Below are 20,347 nucleotides of genomic sequence, written 5' to 3' on the forward strand. Positions count from 1 at the left end.
GCCGACATGAAGCCGTTCTTTGCCGCCACGGCCGCCGCCGCGCTTGCGGCCTGCGCTACCTCGCCCGCGCAGGCGGACCCGCAGGATGCCTTCTTCGCCGCGCTCGCCGACCATTGCGGCAAGGCTTATGCCGGGCGCCTCGTCAGCGACCAGCAGGCCGACGCCGCGATGCGCGACAAGGCAATGATCGTTCATTTCCGCCGCTGCACCCCCGACCGGATCGAAATTCCGTTCCATATCGAGGGATTGGCCGAGGATGGCGGCTGGGACCGTTCGCGCACCTGGATCATCACCCGCACCGACGTCGGCCTGCGGCTGAAGCACGACCATCGCCACGCCGACGGATCGAAGGACGAGACGACGATGTACGGCGGCGATACCGCGACCCCCGGCACCGCGACGCGGCAGGAATTTCCCGTCGACGCCGAATCGATCGCGCTGTTCGGACGCACTGGAAGCCACGCGTCGACGACCAACGTCTGGGCCGTCGAGACCAGCGATTCGGGCTATGTCTATGAACTGCGGCGCGAGGGCCGCCTGTTCCGCGTCGCCTTCGACTATGACCGGCCGGTGCCCCCGCCCCCCGCGCCGTGGGGATGGCCGGAATAAAAGCCGCCCCGAAAGCCTTTGCCTCCCCGCCGCGCCCCGCTTATCAGCAGCGGCGATGGCGGGCATTCGCGACACGATCGACACGAAGGGGCGGCGCCTGCCGCCGGTCAGCCGCCGTTCGCTGCTGGTCGGCGCCACCGCGGCGGGCGGGCTGGCGCTCGCCTGGTCGGTGTGGCCGCGCGATTATCGCCCCAACCTGACCGCCGCGCCCGACGAGCATGTCTTCAACGCCTTCCTGAAGATCGGCGACGACGGGCATATCAGCGCGATCGTCCCGCAATGCGAGATGGGCCAGGGCGTCACCACGCTGCTGCCGCAGATCATGGCCGACGAACTGGGCGCCGACTGGCGCACGGTCGCAGTCGAGACCGCGCCGATCAACGCGCTCTACACCAACACGCTGGTCGTCGACGAGGATAGCGCCGCCTTCATGCCGCGCACCGGCGTCCCCGATTTCGTCGCCGACGTGCGCAGCTGGGCGCGGCGCGAATGGGCGGTGCGCCACGCGGTGATGCTGACCGCCAACAGCTCGTCGGTGCGCATGTTCGAAGCGCCGTGTCGCGACGCCGCGGCGCAGGCGCGCGCGCTGCTGATGATGGCCGCAGCGCGGCGCTGGGATGCCGACTGGCAGCAATGCGACACGCAGGACGGCTTCGTCACCCTCGGCGCCCGGAAACTGTCCTTTGGAGAGCTGGCCGCTGCCGCCGCCTTGCTCGAACTGCCTGCCGAGCCCGTTTATCGCGCGTCGAGCGCCGACCCGCTCTATGGCAAGGATCTCACCCGGCTCGACCTGCCGGCGAAGGTCGATGGGTCGGCCAATTACGCCGGCGACATCCGCCTGCCCGACATGGTCTATGCCGCGATCCGCCAGGGACCGTTCGGCGCGACGCGGCTGAAGCGCATCGACCGCAAGGCGGGGCTCGCCTCGCCCGGCGTGCTGTCGGTCGTCGAGCACGAGCGCTGGGTCGCCGCGGTCGCGCGCAACTGGTGGGCCGCGAACCGCGCGCTCGACCGCTTCGCCCCCGAGTTCGAAACCGGCGGAACCCCGATTTCCAGCGACGGCATCGACCGCGCGCTCGCCGCCGCGCTGAAGGGCGACGGCTCTCGCATCGCGCGCAAGGGCGACGTCGAGGACGCGATGGCGGGCCGCGAGCGGATCGCCGCCGACTATCTCGTCGCTCCGGCGCTCCACGCCCCGATCGAGACGCGCACCGCGACCGCCGCGCCTTCGGGCGACCGACTGCGCGTCTGGGTTGCGACGCAGGCGCCCGCGCAGTGCCGCGACGCGATCGCGCGCGCCACGGGTCTGTCCCCCGCCGCCGTGACATTGTTCCCGATGATGGCGGGCGGATCGTTCGACGCCTGCCTCGACCACAGCGTCGCGGTGCAGGCGGCGATCATCGCGCGGCAGGTGAAGCGTCCCGTCCAGCTCTGCTGGTCACGCGCCGAAGAGATCATGCGCGACATGCCGCGTGCGCCCGCGCGCGCGAAGATGACCGCGACGCTCAACGCGGCGGGCGGCATCGACGCGCTCGTCGCGCGGATCGCCGTGCCCTCCACGAATCACGAGGTCCGCGCCCGCCTGTTCGACGGCACGCCCGCCGACGTCGCGCAGCGCGACGCCGCGGGACGGGTCGACGCGGCGGCGGTCGAGGGTGCGGGCGGCGTCTATGCCATTCCGCATCGCGCAGTCGATCATTGCCCCGCCGACATCGGCCTGCCGACCGCACGCTGGCGCGGCAACGCCGACAGCTACACCGCCTTCTTCACCGAATGTTTCGTCGACGAGATGGCGGCGCGCGCCGGGGCCGACGCGTTGTCCTATCGCATGGCGATGCTGGGGCAGGCGCCGCTGCTCGCACGCTGCCTGCTCACCGCGACCAGCCTCGGCGGCTGGGAGGGCGGCCTCGCCGGCACCGCGCAGGGACTGGCCTGCCATTCGATGCGCGGCAGTCATATCGCGCTGATGGCGACCGCGCGCGCCAGCGACAAGGGCTTGCAGGTCGAACAACTCGTCGCGGTGGTCGATGCCGGGCGGTTGGTGAACCCCGCGATCGCGCGGCAGCAGGTGGAGGGCGGGCTGATCTTCGGCCTCGCCGCCGCGGTCGGCGCGACGACCGATTACGAAGGCGGCCTCGCCACAGCGCGCAAGCTGCACCAGATCGGCCTGCCGCGCCTGTCGCAGACGCCGCAGATCCTGATCGAGTTCATCGACAGCGACCGCGACCCCGGCGGGATCGGCGAGATCGGGGTGCCGGTCGTCGCCCCCGCAGTCGCCAACGCGATGTTCGCCGCGACGGGCCGCCGCATCCGTCGCCTGCCGCTGTCGGCGCATCCGCTGTGACGCCGCCGGCCGGCCATAGCGGCGCGCGCATCGGCGTGCTGCTCGTCAATCTCGGCACCCCCGACGCGCCCGAGCCGGGGGCGGTGCGCCGCTATCTGGCCGAATTCCTGTCCGACCGGCGCGTCGTCGAAATCCCGCCCATCCTGTGGCAGCCGATCCTGCGCGGCGCGGTGTTGACCACGCGGCCCGCGAAATCGGCGCGCGCCTATCGGCTGATATGGAGCGATGCGGGCTCGCCGCTCGCCGCGATCACGCGGGCACAGGCCGACGCGCTGCAGGCCGACCTCGGCCCGGCGGCGCGGGTCACTTACGCGATGCGCTATGGCGAGCCGGCGATCGGCCCGGCGATCGACGCGCTGATCGCCGCAGGGTGCGATCGCATCCTCGTCGCGCCGCTCTATCCCCAATATTGCGGCGCGACGACCGCGACCGCGGTCGATGCCGTCGGCGCGCATTTGGCGACGCTGCGCGCGCAGCCGAGCCTGCGTTTCCTGCCGCCCTACCCCGACGACCCCGCCTATATCGGCGCGCTGAAGGCATCGGTCGAAGCGGGGCTGGCGGCGCTCGACTTCGCGCCCGACGTGCTGCTCGCGAGCTTCCACGGCATGCCCGAGCGGACGCGCGCGCTCGGCGATCCCTATCACGACCAGTGCCAGACGACGGCGCGACTTCTGTCCGACGCGCTCGGCCGCCCGGTCGAGGTCGCCTTCCAGTCGCGCTTCGGCCGCGCCCGCTGGCTCGAACCCGCAACCGAGGCGACGCTCGCACGGCTGGGCGGCGAAGGCCGCAGCGTCGCGGTCTTCGCCCCCGGCTTCGCCGCCGACTGCCTCGAAACGCTGGAGGAACTGGCGATTCGCGGCAAGCAGACCTTCGAGCGCGCGGGCGGGCGCAATTTCGCCTATCTGCCCTGCCTCAACGCCGACGTGGCGGGCCTCGAAATGCTGACCGCGCTCGTCCGGCGCGAACTGGCCGGCTGGCTGCCAGGGTAAATGGCCGGTCGGGGAAAGCGCTTACCTCCTGTTTAACTCCTTCGCCTAAGCTGTCGCGGCCCCGCGGCCGGCCGGGCGTTTGATGTGGAGATGGGCCATGAGCGACCTGCAATCGGCGGCGCTGACGCTGGCCGGCGTCACGCTGGTCTTCCTGCTGATCCTGTTCCTGGTCCTGCGCGCGCGACGGCCGCAGACCGAGCCCGCGCCGCGTGCGCCGGCACCGCGCGAGCCGCGCGAGCGGCCGTTCGCGAAGCGGGGCCGGACCCGCGAGGACGAGCCGGCGATCGCGATGGCGCCGTCGCGCCTCGCGCGAATCAAATCGACGCACGCGACCGAAGCCGGCGAAGAAAGCGCGCCGCCCGATCATTTCGACGCGGCCGCGCTCGAAGCGCAGATCGCCGCGGTCGAGCAGCGCGCCGCCGACGCCTCAGCCGTCCCGCCGGAGACACCGATAGCCGACACGTCGGACGAGGCCGCGCTGGCAGCCGCCGGCGTCGTCGTGCGCCTCGTCCCGCAGGTCCCGCTGCGCGACGCGATCTCGACGAGCAGCCGCATCGGCGGCCGCCCGCGCCTGCCCGCGTCGCTCGACTGGCCGCGGATCGATAGCGTCGACGCCGTCTTCGTCGCGCAGATCGCCTGCGACGCGCTGCCCGCCGCGCTGTGGGGTGGGCTCGGACCGCGGCACGGCTCGCTCGCTTTCTTCCGCCATCCGGCCACGAGCGCGCCGCTCGTGCTGCACCTTGCCGAGGGCGGGCCGCCGCGCGATCCGCCGCACGGCGAGCCCTTTCCCGAATGGCCGGTCGACGTGATCGAGGCCGCACCGGGCGAATCGGAAAGCGAAGCAGCGGATACGCCGAAGGATTGGGTCGCCGCGCTGGGCGCGGAGGGCTATGACATCGCCGACCCGGCCTTCCACCCCTTCGATTGGCAGAGCATGTTGGCGATGGCCGACCTGCTCGAAGCGCGGCTCGGCGGGCTGGCAACCGACGCTGCCCTGCCCGCCGGCGCCAGCGACGAACTGGCCGAGGCGGCGCACACCAACCACGACGCCCGCGCGCGCGCCGAGGAGATCATCGCGATTATCCGCGACACGGCAGGCCGGCAGGATTTTTCCGCCGCCGATGCCAGCGCGGTGATGGCGGCGCTGCACGCGATCCGCTGGACGCACGTAACGCACGCGACCGATCCGGAGACGGGCGAGGCACGTGCCGACATCCTCACGCTGCCGCTGACCCGCCACAACGCGCGGGCCGATCTGTGGATCGGCGCCTATCTGCGGCAGGCGTTCGAACAGGCGCAGCGCGGCTGGTGCCGCGACCCCGGCCTTATGTCCGCCCCCGCGCGCGCCTTCTTCGAGCCGCTGTGGCGCGACCTGGCAGAGCGCGCCGCGCCGACGATGGGCGGTGGCGATCCGGGGCGGGAGCCGGGCATGCTGCGGCTGCTGACTTTGCCGGCGAACGGGCTGCTGCCGGGGCTTGCGGGCGGCGGCGCGGACCTTGTGCTGACCGTCGCCGGCGCCGAGTTTGCGGTCGGCGACGTCTCGCGCGTCCGCGCCGGCCGGCGCGTGCCCGAAACGATGCGCGATTGACGTTCCGGTCAACTTGCGACGCTCCCCGCCCCGTCCTAATCAAGGGGTAGAACATCTGTGGGAGAGCAACAGACATGACACGCGTCGCAATCGTCACCGGCGGCACCCGCGGCATCGGCGAAGCCATTTCGCTGAAGCTGCAGGGCATGGGCATCACCGTCGTCGCCAACTATGCCGGCAATGACGAAAAGGCGCGCGCCTTTACCGAGCGCACCGGGATAGCGGCCTATAAATGGGACGTCGGCGACCATCAGGCGTGCCTCGACGGCTGCGTGCGGGTCGCGGACGAGGTCGGGCCGATCGACATCGTCGTCAATAATGCCGGCATCACCCGCGACGGCACGCTCGCCCGCATGAGCTACGACGACTGGCACGACGTGATGCGCATCAACCTCGGCGGCTGCTTCAACATGGCGAAGGCGACCTTTCCCGGCATGGTCGAGCGCGGCTGGGGCCGCATCGTCAACATCGGGTCGATCAACGGCCAGGCGGGGCAATATGGCCAGGTCAACTATGCCGCCGCCAAATCGGGCATCCACGGCTTCACCAAGGCGCTGGCGCAGGAAGGCGCGAAGAAGGGCGTGACGGTCAACGCGATCGCGCCCGGCTACATCGACACCGACATGGTCGCCGCGGTGCCCGCGCCGGTGCTTGAGAAGATCGTCGCCAAGATCCCCGTCGGCCGCCTCGGCCAGGCCGACGAGATCGCGCGCGGCGTCGCCTTCCTGTGCAGCGAAGACGCCGGCTTCGTGACCGGATCGACGATGAGCATCAACGGCGGGCAGCACATGTATTGACGGCGGCAGGCGTGTAACGAAGGCGGTCGCGAAGCGAACGACGAGTTAGGCGCCGGTGCCGCAAAGCGGCAGCCGCCGGCTCGGCCAGCGGGGCGGTCGGCCCGAAGGCTGGCCGAACCCGTCTGACGTCACGGCGGCGGCTTTGCCGTCGCCGCGAGTGCCCGCCTTTCCGTCGGGCATCTCGACTTCGCCGGATGCGGACGGCAGATAGGTTGAATGGCCGACACCCCACCTTTCCACCCCCCCGTCAAGCGATCGGTGACCATCGCCGGTCATCCGACCTCGATCAGCCTCGAACCGATGTTCTGGGATGCGCTCGAGGCAGAGGCCCGGCGGCGGGCTCTGCCCGTCAACGCCCTCGTCGCGCGGATCGACGTCGAGCGGATGGAAGCGGACGACCCGCCGAACCTGACCTCGGCGATCCGTCAGTGGCTGTGGCGGGAAAGAGGCTGGTGAATTGGCCGCTCATGATTGGCCGGTGAGCAGCGCCCCCGCCACCGCAGCCCCGAATGCCGCACCGCTGTCGGGCGCGAAATTCAGGAAGAGTTGCGGTTCGATCAGTTCAAGTTCCATGATCGCGAGGCCGCCGCGGCCGTCGCCGATCATGTCGACGCGGGCATAGATGGTCGCAGCCGGCGCCGCCGCCAGCGCGCTTTCAGCCAGCGAACGCGCCGCCGCGCTCGCCGTCCATATCTCTTCGCGCCCGCCGAATTGCGGCTGGACGCGGAAATCGCCCGCCGCCGGGCGCTTGACGATCGCGTGGCTGTAGCGGCCGCCGAACAGGAAAAGCGAATATTCCCCCTCGGCAAGCACGCCGGGCATGAAGGGCTGAATCAGCCGCCGCTGCCCGCGCGCATCGGGCGGGACGGTGGCGTCCGCCGCCAGCCGGTGCGTGCCGTCTGACCCCGCCGACACCGGCGGCTTCACGACCAGCTCTTCGGCGCCGAGCGCCGCGCGCGCGGCGGCCAATGCGTCGTCGTCGAGCGCCGTGACCTCGATCGTCGGCACCACGGCGACACCCTTCGCGCCCAGTTCGGCGAGATAGGCCTTGTCGCTGTTCCAGCGCAGCACCAGCACCGGATTGACGACCCGCAGCCCCTCGGCTTCGAGCCGGTCGAGCAGCGCATACCAGCGGGCGGATGCGCGCGGATAGCCCCAGGCGAGCAGCGGCAGGATCAGGCCGAATCCCGAAAGATCGCCCGGATCGGTCCACACCCGCGGCTCGACCGCCAGCCCGGCGGCGGTCAGCGCCGCGGTCTTGCGCGCGAGCGCCGGATGCCAATGTTCGCCATAGTCGGCGGCCGGGACGAGGATCGCGACGCGCGGCTGATAGGGCATGACGACGTCCGCCGCTCCGTCATTGCGAGGAGCGAAGCGACGCGGCAATCCCGAGCGGGCCATAACCGCTCCGGATTGCTTCGCTCCGCTCGCAATGACGACGCGGGCCTGTCATCGACCTATCGCCCCAACAATCCGCGCGCCTGCCCGGCGATGTGCGAGAGCATGGCGCCGTTCGGGCTGGGAATCGTCCGCGCACGGTCGACGACGCTGCGGAACTGCGCGACGCGCGCCGCATGCTCGGCGAGCCATTTCGTCACCGCCGCGTCGAGATCGCCCTTCGGCAGCCCGGCGAGGAAGCCGAGGCGCATCTGCTGGAAATCGCGCGCGAGGCTGTTGACAAGCAGCCGCTCCCACGGATCGGCGGGGCTCATGTGCGCGGCGAGCGTCTGCGCCCAGTCGAGCCCCAGCGCCTCGCCCAGATGGGTAAAGGCGGTCGTCACCCCGACCTCGTCGTCGCCGCGCCGTTCGGCGAGGTCGACGATGCCGATCGCGCCGTCGGTCTTGAACAGGCGCACCACCGCGGCAGTCAGCGCCTCGGGCGCGCCGGCATCAAGCAACTGCTTGCTGAGCATGTCCCACTGGCGCCGGACCGATTCGCTGAGCAGCGTGTCGACCGTCATCGTCAGCCGGTCGACGCCGGGCTCCAGGCGCGCGACCACCGGTCCCGGCTGGGTGAGCGTCGGGCTGATCCGCAGCAGGTCCGCCATCTGCGAGGTCATCGCCGACGCAGCTTGGCTGAACAGCGACAGGCGGATCGATTCGTCGATCTTCGCAGTGTCGAGCGACGCCCAGATCTCGCGCACGTCGAGCAGACGCTCGACCGCGACGAAGGCCGCCGCGATGTCGCCGAGCGAGCGTCCCTCCTCCTCGACCAGTTCGAAGGGATGAACGACGCCCATGCGGTTGACGATGCGGTTGGCGAGCTTGGTCGCGATGATCTCACGCCGCAGCTGGTGCTCGGCGATCGCCTTGCCGAAATCGCGCTGCATCTCGGCCGGGAAGGCCGCCGCGAGATCGCCCGCTAGCGCCGGATCGTCGGGCAGGTCGCTCGCCTCAATCGCGTCCTGAAGCGCGAGCTTCGCGGTCGAGATCAGGATCGCGAGTTCGGGCCGGGTCAGCCCGCGCCCTTCCTGCGCGCGGCGAAGCAGTTCGTCGTTCGCGGCGAGCCCTTCGACCTTGCGGTCGAGCCGCCCCGACGCCTCGAACGTCTCCATGATTCGCACCAGCGACGGCACCGCGCCGGCACCGCCCTTTTCGGCGATCGACAGCGCAAGCGCCTGGAGCCGGTTGTCCTCGAGCACCAGCGCTGCGACATCGTCGGTCATGCGGACGAGCAGCGCGTCGCGATCGGCCTGCGCCAGCCGGCCCTCGGCCATCTCGCGGTTGAGCGCGATCTTGATGTTGACCTCGTTGTCCGAGCAGTCGACGCCGGCGCTGTTGTCCACGAAGTCGGCGTTGATCCGCCCGCCCCGCATCGCGAAGGCGATGCGCGCCGCCTGTGTCACGCCTAGGTTGGCGCCCTCGCCGACGACGCGGACGCGCAGGTCCTCCGCATCGACGCGCAGCGCATCGTTGGCGGGGTCGCCGACCTCGGCATTGTTCTGGCTCGCCGCCTTCAGATAGGTGCCGATGCCGCCGAACCACAGCAGGTCGACCGGCGCCTTGAGGATCGCGGAGATCAGCGCCGTCGGTTCGATCTCCGACACCGACAGGCCGAGCGCCGCCTGCACCTCGGGGGTCAGCGCGATGCTCTTCTGGCTGCGCGGGAAGACGCCGCCGCCCTTCGAGATCAGCTTGCGGTCATAATCGTCCCAACTCGACCGCGGCAGCCTGAACAGCCGCTCGCGCTCCTTCCAGCTTTTGGTCGGATCGGGATCGGGGTCGAGGAAGATGTGGCGATGGTCGAAGGCGGCGACCAGCTTGATCGCCTTCGACAGCAGCATGCCGTTGCCGAACACGTCGCCCGACATGTCGCCGCAGCCGACGACGCGCACCGTGTCGGTCTGCACATCAACGCCCATCTCGGCGAAATGGCGCTGGACCGAGACCCAGGCGCCGCGCGCGGTGATGCCCATGCCCTTGTGGTCATAGCCATGCGACCCGCCGCTCGCGAACGCGTCGCCCAACCAGAAGTCGCGCTCCATCGCCAGCGCATTGGCGACGTCGGAGAAGGTCGCGGTGCCCTTGTCGGCGGCGACGACGAAATAAGGGTCCTCGCCGTCGCGGATCACCACGTCCTTCGGATGCACGACCTTGCCGCCCACGAGATTGTCGGTGATCGACAGCAGCGAACGGATGAAGATGCGATAGCATTCCTTGCCTTCGGCGAACCAGGCATCGCGGTCCTCCGCCGGGTTGGGCAGCGCCTTCGGATAGAAGCCGCCCTTCGCGCCGGTCGGCACGATCACGGCGTTCTTGACGCGCTGCGCCTTCATCAGGCCGAGAATCTCGGTGCGGAAGTCGTCGCGCCGGTCGGACCAGCGCAGCCCGCCGCGCGCGACCGGGCCGGCGCGCAGATGGACGCCCTCGACGCGGGGGCTGTATACCCACACCTCGCGCCACGGCAGCGGCTTGGGCAGGCCGGGAACCTGCGCGCTGTCGATCTTGAACGCCAGCGCCTCGGCCGCCGCGGGGGCGAAGGCGTTGGTGCGCAGCGTCGCGCCGATCACCGCGTGGAACAGCCGCAGGATGCGGTCGTCGTCAATCGACTTGATGCCCGCGAAGCCCGCCCTGATCTGCGCATCGAGCGCCTCGGCGCGCGCCGCGTCGCGGCTCTTCGGATCGTGGAGCGCGCAGAACCGTTCGATCAGCGCCGCGGTCAGCGCGGGCGCGTGGCGCAGCGCCGCGACGACGGTGTCCATGCCATAGCTCGACCCGCCCTGGCGCAGATAGCGGAACCAGGCGCGCAGCCAGACGATCGCCTGCGGTTCGGTCTGCGTGACCAGCACCAGTTCGTTGAACGCGTCATTCTCCGCCCGGCCGTCGAGCACCGCGGCGATCGCGCCCTCGATCGTCTCGACATGCGGCAGCAACGCCAGTTCGTCGACATTGGCGGGAAGGCGCAGCGTGAAATCGTGGATGAAGGTCGGCTCGCCTTCCCCCTCCTCGTCGCCGCCCGAGCGGACGTGCAGTTCGGTCGGCAGTTCCTCGAGCACCTCGAAGCCGAAATGCTCGAGCGCCGGCACGACGTCGGACAGCGCCAGCGGGCCGGCGGCGCTATAGACCTTGAGCCGCAGGCGGTCGTCGCCGTCGAGGCTCTTCCTCGCGAGGCGGACGCTGCGCGGCCGGTCGGCATCGAGGTCGCGCAGGCGCAGGATATCGCGCGCCGCCTCTTCGGGGTCATAGAGGTTGCGGTAATTGGGCGGGAACAGCGGGGCGAAGCGCGCCGCGAGCGCCGCCGCGCGCCCGGCGTCGCCGTGCCGCGCGAGCGCCGCCTCGACCTCCGGCTGCCAGCCGCGCACCATCTGTTCGAGCTGGGCGTTGAGCGCCGCCGCATCGGGCACGACGCCGTCGCCGCGCAGGTCGAGCGTGTAGCGGAGCAGCGCCGCGCCGCCGTCTTCGAGCACCATCGTCCAGCCGATCACGCCGGCCTTCGCTTCGCGCGCGAGCAGCGATTCGACCGCGAGACGGCGGCCCGTCGACACCTCGTCGCGGGGCAGCCAGACGAAAGCGAACAGGTGGCGGCCGAGCGCGCTCTGCACCATCACGATCTTCGGGCGCGGCCGATCGGTGATCGACATCGAAGTGAGCACCAGTTCCTCGAGCGCGGAGCCGTCGAACGCGATCAGCAGGTCGTGCGGCAACGCGGTCAGCGCATGCGCGAGCGCCTTGCCGGCGTGCCCTGCGGGATCGAAGCCGAATTTCGTCATCAGCGCGTCGAGTTGCGCGCGCAGCATCGGCACCTTGGCGGGCGGGGTCGACAGCGCCTGGCTGGTCCACAGGCCGGCGTGGATCGACAGCCGCTCCGCCTTCTTGCCCTTATATTCGGGGACGATGACCAGATCGAGCAGCACGCGGCGATGCACTGACGACAGCCGGTTCGACTTGATCAGCAGCGGCGCATGGCCGGTGCCCGCCTTCGCCTTCGCATCGAACCACTGGAAGGCCGCGGCGAGCGCGTTGGCCGACACGAGCTGCGAACTGCCGCTTGCCGAAATGCCGAGCGGATCGTGGACCGCGCCGTCGCGCGTGCGCCATTCGTGGCCGAGCTGCGTCATCGCGCCGCCCTCGAACCAGCGCAGCAGTTCGGCGCCCTCGCCGTCGGCGCGCATCGCGGCATCGGCGAGCATCGCGGCGCGCATCGCCTTCCAGTCGGCGACTGCGGCACGCACGTCGGCGAGCGCCGCTTCGAGCCCGTCGATCAGGCGCCGGCGCGCGCGTGCGTCGCCGCGCTCCAGCTCCATGTAGATGACCGATTCGCGCGTCGCGCCCGCCTTGCCCGAATCGACCCCGGTCAGCTTGCCTTTCGCATCGCGGTCGACCGAGACGACGGGGTGGAGGATACGGTGGATGACCAGCCCCTGCGCCCCAACGATCTGCGAGGTCGAATCGACGAGGAAGGGCATGTCGTCGTTGACGACCGCGAGGCGCATCCGCCGGTCGATTCCGTCGGTCGCGATCGGTTCGATCAGCAGCGACGGCTTGCCGGGCGCGCGTTCGAGCGAGGCCCGCGCGACGAACTCGCCCGCCGCGGCAAGCGCCTTGGCGTCAAGGTCGTCCCCTTCGCCGGGGAGGGCGCTGCCGTGCAGCGCGGCTTGATAGGCTTTGGAAATTTTTGCAGGCGCCTGCGCCGCCGGCGCAATAGAGGCTTCCGGCGCTTCGGTATCGGTAAGAGGCATGATGGTGTCGTATCCCCGAGCCAAGGTTGGCAGGCCTCGCCGGGAACCGGCCGGTCCGCTCGATCCGATCCCTATGCGCCTCCGGCGCGCGCGGCTCAAGCCCTCCCCCGCCCTAGCGTAAAATAATTTCAAGCTTCGGTTTGTCTGTTACGCGAGGCGCGGTCGGCCAGCCTCCCGCACCCCCGTCAAATCCCAGCTTTCATCGAAGTTTCGCCGGCGGACGGAGCGGGCGTCAGGCGGCCGGAGCGATGGCGATCGCCTTCTTCGCAAGCCGCGCAACCAACGCCGGATCGTCGGCCGCCTTGGCGACGACGCCGATATGGCCGCCGGGCATCGTCCGCGCGATCAGCACGACGAACTCGGCATCGCCCGCATCATGCTCTAGCAGCACCGCGGGCGGCGCGGCGCGCAGCGCTTCGAGCCGCGCACCGCCGGCATCCGCCGTCTCGCGGCGCGGGCGGCGGCTGGCGCGCGCATCCTTGACCAGTCCCTTGAGCCCGCCCGGATAGCGGTCGAGATAGGCGGCAAGCGCGCCCCGCCCGACGCCCTCCTCGCGCGCATGTCCCAGCACACAGGCATATTCAGCGAGCCGCGTCTTGTCGTAGCCGGCGCCGAAGACGAGCTTGACCACCGGCGTCATCGGCGCGCGCAGCTGGGCCCGGATTCCGGCATCCTCGATCAGCGCGGCAAAAGCCTGCGGCTGCGTCTCGGCGGCCAGCGCGAAATCCCAGGCGCGCTCGACCGCCGCATAGAGCGCGTGGCGGCTGCGGCTGTCGGCGCTCTGCGCGCGCTCCGCGGTTTCGCGGGCAAGCGCCAGCCAATCGGCGAGTTCCGCCGTCTCGTCGAGCGCGGCGGGCGCGCTTTCGTCCGCGTCCCCAGCGCCGTCGAGCGTCAGCGGGCGGCGCGCACGAACGCTGGCGGCGGCATCGGGCGCCAGCGCCGCGAAGCCCGGCTCGGCCGCGTCGTCCATATGGCCCGAATCGGGACCGTCGGCCCAGACCGGCACCGGCGCGGTGAGCGGCGGCGCGCTGCGCAGCGCCTGTTCGACCGACAATTGCAGTTCCTCCGCCTGGTCGGCGGGCGCCGCTTCCTTCCAGTTGATCACGCCGAGGATGAAATCGATCGTGTCGTCGTCGGACGAGAAAGGCAGCAGGATGCCGCGATACATGATGGTGATGCCGCGGTCGTTGATGAACTCGGCCTCAAAGCCGATCGGGGCGCGGTTGGCGATGATCTGGAGATAATGGTCGGTCAGCCGCGACAGCAGCGACCGGCCGGGGATCTGGCTGATATACTGGACGTCCTCGTCGATTTCGGATTCGGCGCGCAGCCGCTCGCCCAGAAAGGCGACCGCCGGATTCTCGATTCCGGCAGTGAAATCGAGCAGCACCGCATGCGGCCCGAAATCGCCGACATTGTCGAGGTCGAGGTCCTCGGCCGACGGATAGGAACGGTCGCCGAGCAGCGAGGCCCAGTGGTTATAGGCCCGGACCTGCATCCGCCGCTCGTCGACCCCGACGGCCGGCGGCGCGTCGATGGCGCCGTCGTCCTGGTCATGGCTGCCCGAAAGCAGGCCGCGCATGCTGTCCATCATCTGTCCCCAGTCGCAATCATCGGCGGATTCATGCACCGGGACTGGTAAAAGCGGCGTAAACGATGCGCCGACGCCGTCAGGCGAGGCTGGTGTCGATCGGCAGGCCGGCCTTCAGCGTCAGCGTCACCGGCGTGCGCTCGGCAATGTCGGCGAGCCGCGCCTGCTGGTCGGCATCGAGGCCGACGATCGCCAGCCGGCGGTCGATGCGCCGTTCCTCCTGGCCGTGGAGGCGCAGCGAAACCTCGACCGATTCGAGCGGCCAGCCCTTACGGTCGGCGTACATGCGCAGCGTGATCGCGGTGCAGGCGCCGAGGCTGGCGAGCAACAGGTCATAGGGCGCGAAGCCCGCCCCCTGCCCGCCCAGCGCCGGCGGCTCGTCGGCGACAAGCGCGCGGCCGCCCACCTCTATCGCGGTGCGATAGCGGTCTCTGCCGATGCGTGCGATGCCCTGCGCCATGCGAGTCTCCCTGTCCGGTGAGCCCTCATGCTATCAGCCGGGTGTGGCCCCGATCAATGCGCAGCGTCCGGCCGAATACCGCCTTTCGCCGCCCGATCTCCCCCTCCCGCAAGCGGGAGGGGTCGGGGGTGGGCGACAACGCCGCAACGGCTCACCCCGCTGCGACAGAGCGGCGCACGCCAATCAATCACTTCCCTTTCCGTTCGTGTCGAGCAAAGTCGAGACACGAACGGAAGGATGCGGGAATATGGAGCGCCCACCGCTTCAGCGGCCGCGACGCCCGATGATTCCCCGAAAAGCCCCTATCCGACGAAAGCGCGCTCGATCACGAAATCGCCCGGCGCCGCGTTCGACCCTTCCCGGAATCCCAGCGCCTCGAAGCGCGCCTGGAGGTCGCGGATCATCGCCATGCTGCCGCACATCATGATGCGGTCGGTCGCCGGATCGAAATGCGGCGCGCCAGTCAGCGGATGGCCAAACAGGCGGCCGCTGTCGATCAGCGCGCCGATCCGCCCGGTCGACCGGAACGCCTCGCGCGTCACGGTGGGCAGATAGTGGAACTGCAGCAGCGCCTGGTCCTGCACCAGCGGGTCGCCGGCAAGCTGGCTCTCCAGTTCCTCGCGGAAGGCGAGGTCGCTGACCTGCCGCGCGCAATGGACGAGCAGTATTTCGTTGAAGCGTTCGTAGATGTCGGGGTCGCGCGCGAGGCTGAGGAAAGGCGCGAGGCCGGTGCCCGTCGACAGCAGGAACAGCCGCCGCCCCGGCAGCAGCGCGTCGGCGACCAGCGTCCCCGTCGGCTTGCGGCCGAGATAGAGCGGATCGCCCGGCGCGATCGCCTGAAGGCGCGAGGTGAGTGGCCCGTCGGGTACCTTGATCGACAGGAACTCGAGCTCGTCGGCATAGGCGGGGCTGGCGATCGAATAGGCGCGCAGCAGCGGCCGCCCCTCGCCCGGCAGGCCGAGCAGCACGAATTCGCCCGACCGGAAGCGGAAGCTCGGCGGGCGGGTGATCGAGAAGCTGAACAGATGATCGTTCCAGTGCCGCACGCGCAGCACCTCCTCCACGGTCAGCGAGGCGGAAGGCGCGAGTTTCGCGGCGGCGGCGATGCGATCGCTCATGTCGATGGTCCTGACAGGCTGGGAGAGGGCGTGGTGAGGTGCGAAAGGTCGAATCCGGCTGCTGCGAGTTGCGAGGCGGCGGCGTCGATCGCCGCGAGCGCGGGCGCAACGCTCGCCTCGTCGACCAGCAGGCCGAGCGTCGCGCGCGCCGTGTCCGTCCCGCCTGACGCCGCGTCGCTCCACAGGCGGAGCAGGATCGCCTCGACCTCGCCAATGCGCGCGCAGCCCATCGGCGCGAACGCCAGCCGGGTGCGCGAGCCGCTGACGAGCAGCGCGAAGGCGACGTGGACATCGGGCAGCGCGGCGAGCGCGCCGACGCCCGCGAAGCCGCGGTGCAGCGCGCGCGCCGGGCAGCATCCGCGCTCGATCGCCAGCGCCCACCCGCGCATCGCCCACAGCAGAAGGCGCCCGCCGTTGCAGAGGCTCTCCACGGGACGATCGACAAGCGCGTACATCTGTTCCTCCTGCGGCCGGGCGCAGGCCGGCGGTCGCGGATCGCCATACATACTATTGAGAGTCATTTGCAATTACAGATTGACCCGTCGCGCGATAATTGCGGCCGAACCGCCCATTGAAGCGCGATGCCATCGGTTGGACTCATTGCGAGCCCGGATCAGGTCTGGGTTTGCAATGACGAAGCGGGTCAATCCAAAGCCATCAGGCCTAGCATTCAGGTTCGCGTTCCGCGCTGCCTCTGGCCCGCGTCGAAAGGCTTTCCTGCATTATCGCGGCGCGCCAGCCTCCGCGCATGTATTTTTATCTATTTCGTGAAGGCAGGCGACTCCCCTCCCGCCTGCGGGAGGGGCAGTGAGGCTTGCGAACTTGTTCGCTAGCCGCAGCGGGGTGGGTCTCCGCACCACCACTGCTCTCCTTGGACCTCTCCCACATGCAGGAGGAGTGGTCGGAAGGACGCAGCGTGACCTTCATATACTTTGGAATAATATTGCGCGCTTCCCGAAGTCCCTGTCCCGCGAAGGCGGGAACCCGGAGCGTCGGGACGCCAACGCCGGCCCTTCATCATCCACCCGCCTCAATGGGAATCCTAATAGGCAGGCTCACCACCGCCCAGCACCGTTTCCGCCTGCGCGGTCAGCCAGGCCATCGCCGCGGCCCAGGGTTGATGACCGTGGCTGATCCGCGCCACGCCGAGCGCCGCCAGTTCGGCATGCGTCGGCCCGACGGACGAGCGGAGGATGTTGACCGGCAGCGGCGAGGCTTCGCAGATTGCACCGATGCACCCCGCGTCGGCGAGGAAGGGCACGAACAGCGACCCGGCGCCCGCGTCGGAATAGGCGCGCGCGCGTTCTAGCGTTGCGGCGACGAGCGCAGCGCCGTCCTTCCCGGCATCCCACCCGCGAAACACATCGCAGCGCGCGTTGACGAAAAGGCCGGTATCGGCGGCGGCGCGATAGCGTGCCTGCGCCGCTGCGATCGGCAGCAGTTCCGACGCGCCGGGCAGTCGATCCTCGATATTGACCCCTGCGGCGCCCGCCTCCCGCGCCCGGCTTATCGAGGCGCCGACCGCCGCCGGGTCGGCGCCGTAGCCCGATTCCATGTCGATCGTCACCGGGAGGTCGGTGACGTCGAGGATGCGGCGCAGATTTTCGAGGGCGTCATCGAGCGGAAAATCCTCTCCGTCGGCGCGGCCCTGCGCGCCCGCGACGCCATAGCTGCCCGTCGCGATCGCACGGGCGCCCGCCGCCGCGACCGCCTTCGCGCTGCCCGCATCCCAGATGTTGACGAGGATCAGCGGGTCGCCGGGAACGTGCAGCGCCCGGAATGCGGCGATCGCGCTCGATGATGTTGGAGTCATGGGATTTCCCTTTTCAGAAGTTCGCGCTTGATCGGCAGGCCATAGGCATAGCCGCCGAGCGAGCCGTCGCTGCGCACCACCCGGTGGCACGGGATCAGCACCGCAACATTGTTGGCGCCGTTGGCGCTTCCCGCCGCGCGCACCGCCTTCGGCTTGCCGACTGCGGCGGCGATGTCGGCATAGCTGCGCGTCTCGCCTGCCGGAATCTTTCGAAGCTCGCGCCACACCGCTTCCTGAAAGGCAGTGCCCTTCACGTCGATCGGGATATGGTCGAAGCCGGCCGCCGGCGTCTCGACCGCTTCGATCACCTGCGTCAGCAGCGCCGCGAAGGCCGCGTCGCCCTCGACGAGCGTCGCGGCGGGGAAGCGCTCCTCCAGCGCCTCACGTCCCTCGGCGAAGGACAGGCGGCACACGCCCTTCCCGGTCGCCGCGACGAGCATGTCGCCGAGACTGGTCGGCACCACCGCCCAGTGAATCGTCACGCCCTTGCCGCCGTTTACCCACGCCGAAGCCGTCATTCCCATGCGTCCCTCCATATTGTCATAGAATCGCGATGGCCCCGAAAAGCCGGCGTCGTAGATTGCGTCGGTCACCCGCGCGCCCTCGCTCAGCGCCGTCCGCGCGCGCTCCTCGCGCAGCGCGCGGGCATAGGCGGCGGGCGACAGGCCGGTGTGGCGGGTGAAGACGCGCTGGAAATGCGTCGGCGAATAGCCGGTGCGCGCGGCGAGATCGGCGAGCGCAAGCGGCTCCTCGCTGCCCTTGATCGCCGCGATCGCGGCAATCACCGCGCCCTCGTCGCGCGCAACGTCGTCGGGCAGGCAGCGCTTGCAGGGACGCAGCCCCGCCGCGCGCGCCGCCGCGCCATCGGCGAAGAAGCGGACGTTGGCGCGTGCCGGGTGCCGCGCTGCGCAACTCGGCCGGCAATAGATGCCCGTCGTCAGTACCCCGGTGACAAAGCGCCCGTCGAGTGCCCGGTCGCGGCGCTGCACCGCGGCCCAGCATTCGTCGTCGGTCATGGTCCCGGCGCTCATGTCGCGTCCCTTTCGATCCGCGCGGCGAAACAGCCGTATGCGGCATTATGCGCGTCGATATAGGCGGTCGCGTCGTCGGCGAACAGGGCGCGCAGTTCGTCGCACACCGGCAGCGGCGCATCGCGACAGGGAACCGCCAGCATCCCGGCGCGAGAAGAAATGGCATAGGTTATGAGGGTCATGGACCGTCCTCTCTTCGTGTCGCACCCGTCTGCCATGTGCCGCCGCGGCGCGCGTCCCGATGCTTGCGTTCAAAGCGCGTCTCACTAATCTGCCGCGCCATGACCCGCCTTCTCCCCCTGCTGCTCGCCTTTTTCGCCATCGTCCTGCCCGCGCGGGCCGCCGACGATATCAGCGCCGCCTCGCGCAGCGTCGTGCGCGTCGTCACCGTCGCGATGATGGAGGGCGAGGTGGTCGGCTTCGGCCACGGCAGCGGCATCGCGATCACCCCGACGCGCATCCTGACCAACGCGCATGTCGTCGAATCGGCGGTCCGCTATCCGAACAATGTCGCGCTCGGCGTCGTCCCGTCGGAGGGGCAGAAAAGCTATCCCGCCAGGCTGATCGCGATCGACACCGCGCGCGACCTCGCGCTGATCGAGATGGGCGAGGGCCGGCTGCCCGCCGCCGCCATCTATACCAGGCCGCTCGAATCGGGGACCGACGTCGTCGCGCTCGGCTATCCGGGCAACGTCGACCTCGCGACCGCGCGCAGCGCCGCCGACTATATTACCCCGCGCACGCCCGTACGCAGCGAAGGCAACATGTCGAACGTTCAGGCGGTCGACGGCATCGCGACGCTCGTCCACACCGCCAAGATCTCGCGCGGCAATTCGGGCGGCCCGCTCGTCGACGCCTGCGGGCGCGTCGTCGGGATCAACACCTTCATCACCCGCGCCGACGACGGCGATTCGCCCTTCGCCTTCGCCATCTCGGTGCGCGAGATCGCGCGCTTCCTCGCCGACGCCGGACAGCAATATACGAGCGTCGGCACCGCCTGCCTGTCGATGGCGGAGGCGACCGCGCGCGACCGGGCGGCGCTCGACGCCGAAACCCGCGCGGCGGCCGAGGCCGAGGCCGCGAAGACGGCGGCGGCGCGGCTCGACCGCGAACTGAAACAGGCGCGCGCCGAAGAAGCGGCGCTGGCGTCGCGCGAGAACCGCATCGCGCTGGCCGGGGTCCTGTTCGTCATCGGCGCGCTCGCCGCCGGAGCCGGGCTGCTCTTCTACAGCCAGAAGGCGATGCGCAACGCGAAGATCGCCGGCGGCGCGGGCGCGGTGCTGATGATCGGCGCCGCGATCCTGTTCGTGACGCGCCCCGACGCGCATGCCGAAATTGCTGGAGAAACGGAACAGGCGCCGGCGCCCGATGTCGCGCCGAAGCTGGCGCAGGGGAACTTCCTCTGCACGATCCAGCCCGACCGCAGCCGCATCACCGTATCGTCGACCATCGACGTGCCGGTCGAGATCGGCGGGGACGGCTGCATCAACCGGCGGACCCAATATGCGCAGGGCACCGACGGCCGCTGGCAGCGCATCCTCGTCCCGAACGAGGAGGCGACGGTGACGATCGCCTCGATCGACGACGGCGCCCACGAATATCGCGTCGAACGCTATCTGCTCGACGCCGAGACGATGGCGAAGGCGCGCGCGCTCCGCGCCGCGGCGGAGATCAAGGGCTGCGCCGCCGACCCGCAGGCGCTCGCCGCCTTCGCGACCCAGCAGGACGCGATCAAGGGCGCGCTGCCGCCGACGCCGAACGAGCGGCTCGTCTATCGCTGCCAGAAGGTCGCCGGTTCGGCGGCGGCCACACCTTGACGTGACCTGTT

At 70.2% G+C, this 20,347-nt stretch carries 16 protein-coding genes; 7 read left to right on the forward strand and 9 right to left on the reverse strand.

The genetic code is table 11. From position 1 onward, the window contains the following. The first annotated feature begins 6 nt into the window (after positions 1-6). The 6 genes from SGRAN_RS18840 to SGRAN_RS18865 all read left to right on the forward strand — a co-directional run bounded on the left by SGRAN_RS18840 (position 7) and on the right by SGRAN_RS18865 (position 6,783). The gene (locus SGRAN_RS18840) at positions 7-609 is read left to right on the forward strand and encodes a hypothetical protein (protein WP_067186138.1); all 603 of its coding nucleotides are present in this window, start codon (positions 7-9) and stop codon (positions 607-609) included. A gap of 55 nt (positions 610-664) precedes the next feature. Further along, on the forward strand, positions 665-2,953 hold the full coding sequence (locus SGRAN_RS18845) for a xanthine dehydrogenase family protein molybdopterin-binding subunit (RefSeq protein ID WP_067186140.1): 2,289 nt from the start codon (positions 665-667) through the stop codon (positions 2,951-2,953). Beyond that, positions 2,950-3,942, forward strand: a complete 993-nt coding sequence (gene hemH, locus SGRAN_RS22395; RefSeq protein WP_067186142.1) for a ferrochelatase — start codon at positions 2,950-2,952, stop codon at positions 3,940-3,942. The genes SGRAN_RS18845 and hemH overlap by 4 nt, the downstream gene beginning before the upstream one ends. A gap of 97 nt (positions 3,943-4,039) precedes the next feature. Beyond that, positions 4,040-5,530: a DUF1963 domain-containing protein gene (locus SGRAN_RS18855; RefSeq protein WP_067186146.1), complete on the forward strand. Its 1,491-nt coding sequence runs from the start codon at positions 4,040-4,042 to the stop codon at positions 5,528-5,530. Positions 5,531-5,604: 74 nt separating this feature from the next. Further along, positions 5,605-6,327, forward strand: coding sequence for an acetoacetyl-CoA reductase (gene phbB / locus SGRAN_RS18860; RefSeq protein WP_067110968.1), 723 nt, complete (start codon positions 5,605-5,607; stop codon positions 6,325-6,327). A gap of 216 nt (positions 6,328-6,543) precedes the next feature. Then, positions 6,544-6,783: a ribbon-helix-helix domain-containing protein gene (locus tag SGRAN_RS18865; protein ID WP_067110971.1), complete on the forward strand. Its 240-nt coding sequence runs from the start codon at positions 6,544-6,546 to the stop codon at positions 6,781-6,783. Positions 6,784-6,792: 9 nt separating this feature from the next. Here SGRAN_RS18865 and SGRAN_RS18870 read toward each other — a convergent pair whose 3' ends face one another. From SGRAN_RS18870 to SGRAN_RS23200, 9 genes are all read right to left on the reverse strand, one after another. Then, positions 6,793-7,665 carry an ATP-grasp domain-containing protein gene (locus SGRAN_RS18870; protein WP_067186148.1) on the reverse strand — a complete coding sequence of 291 codons (873 nt, stop codon included), beginning with the start codon at positions 7,663-7,665 and terminating at the stop codon, positions 6,793-6,795. A 119-nt stretch (positions 7,666-7,784) separates the two neighbouring features. Beyond that, positions 7,785-12,506, reverse strand: coding sequence for an NAD-glutamate dehydrogenase (locus SGRAN_RS18875; protein ID WP_082737357.1), 4,722 nt, complete (start codon positions 12,504-12,506; stop codon positions 7,785-7,787). A gap of 232 nt (positions 12,507-12,738) precedes the next feature. Then, positions 12,739-14,097, reverse strand: a complete 1,359-nt coding sequence (locus SGRAN_RS18880) for a PAS domain-containing protein (RefSeq protein WP_067110978.1) — start codon at positions 14,095-14,097, stop codon at positions 12,739-12,741. Positions 14,098-14,176: 79 nt separating this feature from the next. Continuing rightward, the gene (locus SGRAN_RS18885) at positions 14,177-14,557 is read right to left on the reverse strand and encodes an OsmC family protein (protein ID WP_067110979.1); all 381 of its coding nucleotides are present in this window, start codon (positions 14,555-14,557) and stop codon (positions 14,177-14,179) included. A 302-nt stretch (positions 14,558-14,859) separates the two neighbouring features. Further along, a complete protein-coding gene (locus SGRAN_RS18890; RefSeq protein WP_067186150.1) occupies positions 14,860-15,675 on the reverse strand; it encodes a ferredoxin--NADP reductase in 816 nt (271 codons plus the stop codon). Then, positions 15,672-16,130 (reverse strand): hypothetical protein, encoded by a 459-nt coding sequence (locus tag SGRAN_RS18895; RefSeq protein WP_148650925.1) that lies wholly within the window; start codon positions 16,128-16,130, stop codon positions 15,672-15,674. The genes SGRAN_RS18890 and SGRAN_RS18895 overlap by 4 nt, the downstream gene beginning before the upstream one ends. 587 nt (positions 16,131-16,717) lie before the next feature. Continuing rightward, positions 16,718-17,488, reverse strand: a complete 771-nt coding sequence (locus SGRAN_RS18900) for an isocitrate lyase/PEP mutase family protein (RefSeq protein WP_067186152.1) — start codon at positions 17,486-17,488, stop codon at positions 16,718-16,720. Further along, a complete protein-coding gene (ada, locus tag SGRAN_RS18905; RefSeq protein WP_067112978.1) occupies positions 17,485-18,519 on the reverse strand; it encodes a bifunctional DNA-binding transcriptional regulator/O6-methylguanine-DNA methyltransferase Ada in 1,035 nt (344 codons plus the stop codon). Before ada ends, SGRAN_RS18900 begins: the two co-directional genes overlap by 4 nt. Next, entirely contained in the window at positions 18,516-18,701 is a 186-nt protein-coding gene (locus SGRAN_RS23200; protein ID WP_067186154.1) for a DUF1203 domain-containing protein, read from the reverse strand. Before SGRAN_RS23200 ends, ada begins: the two co-directional genes overlap by 4 nt. A gap of 99 nt (positions 18,702-18,800) precedes the next feature. Here SGRAN_RS23200 and SGRAN_RS18915 point away from each other — a divergent pair, with 99 nt between their 5' ends. Next, complete coding sequence (locus SGRAN_RS18915) at positions 18,801-20,336, forward strand: S1C family serine protease (RefSeq protein ID WP_067186156.1); 1,536 nt, start codon at positions 18,801-18,803, stop codon at positions 20,334-20,336. Positions 20,337-20,347: the final 11 nt, after the last annotated feature.

Origin of the sequence: Sphingopyxis granuli (genome assembly GCF_001559015.1) — a bacterium.
Taxonomy (GTDB): Bacteria; Pseudomonadota; Alphaproteobacteria; order Sphingomonadales; family Sphingomonadaceae; genus Sphingopyxis; species Sphingopyxis granuli.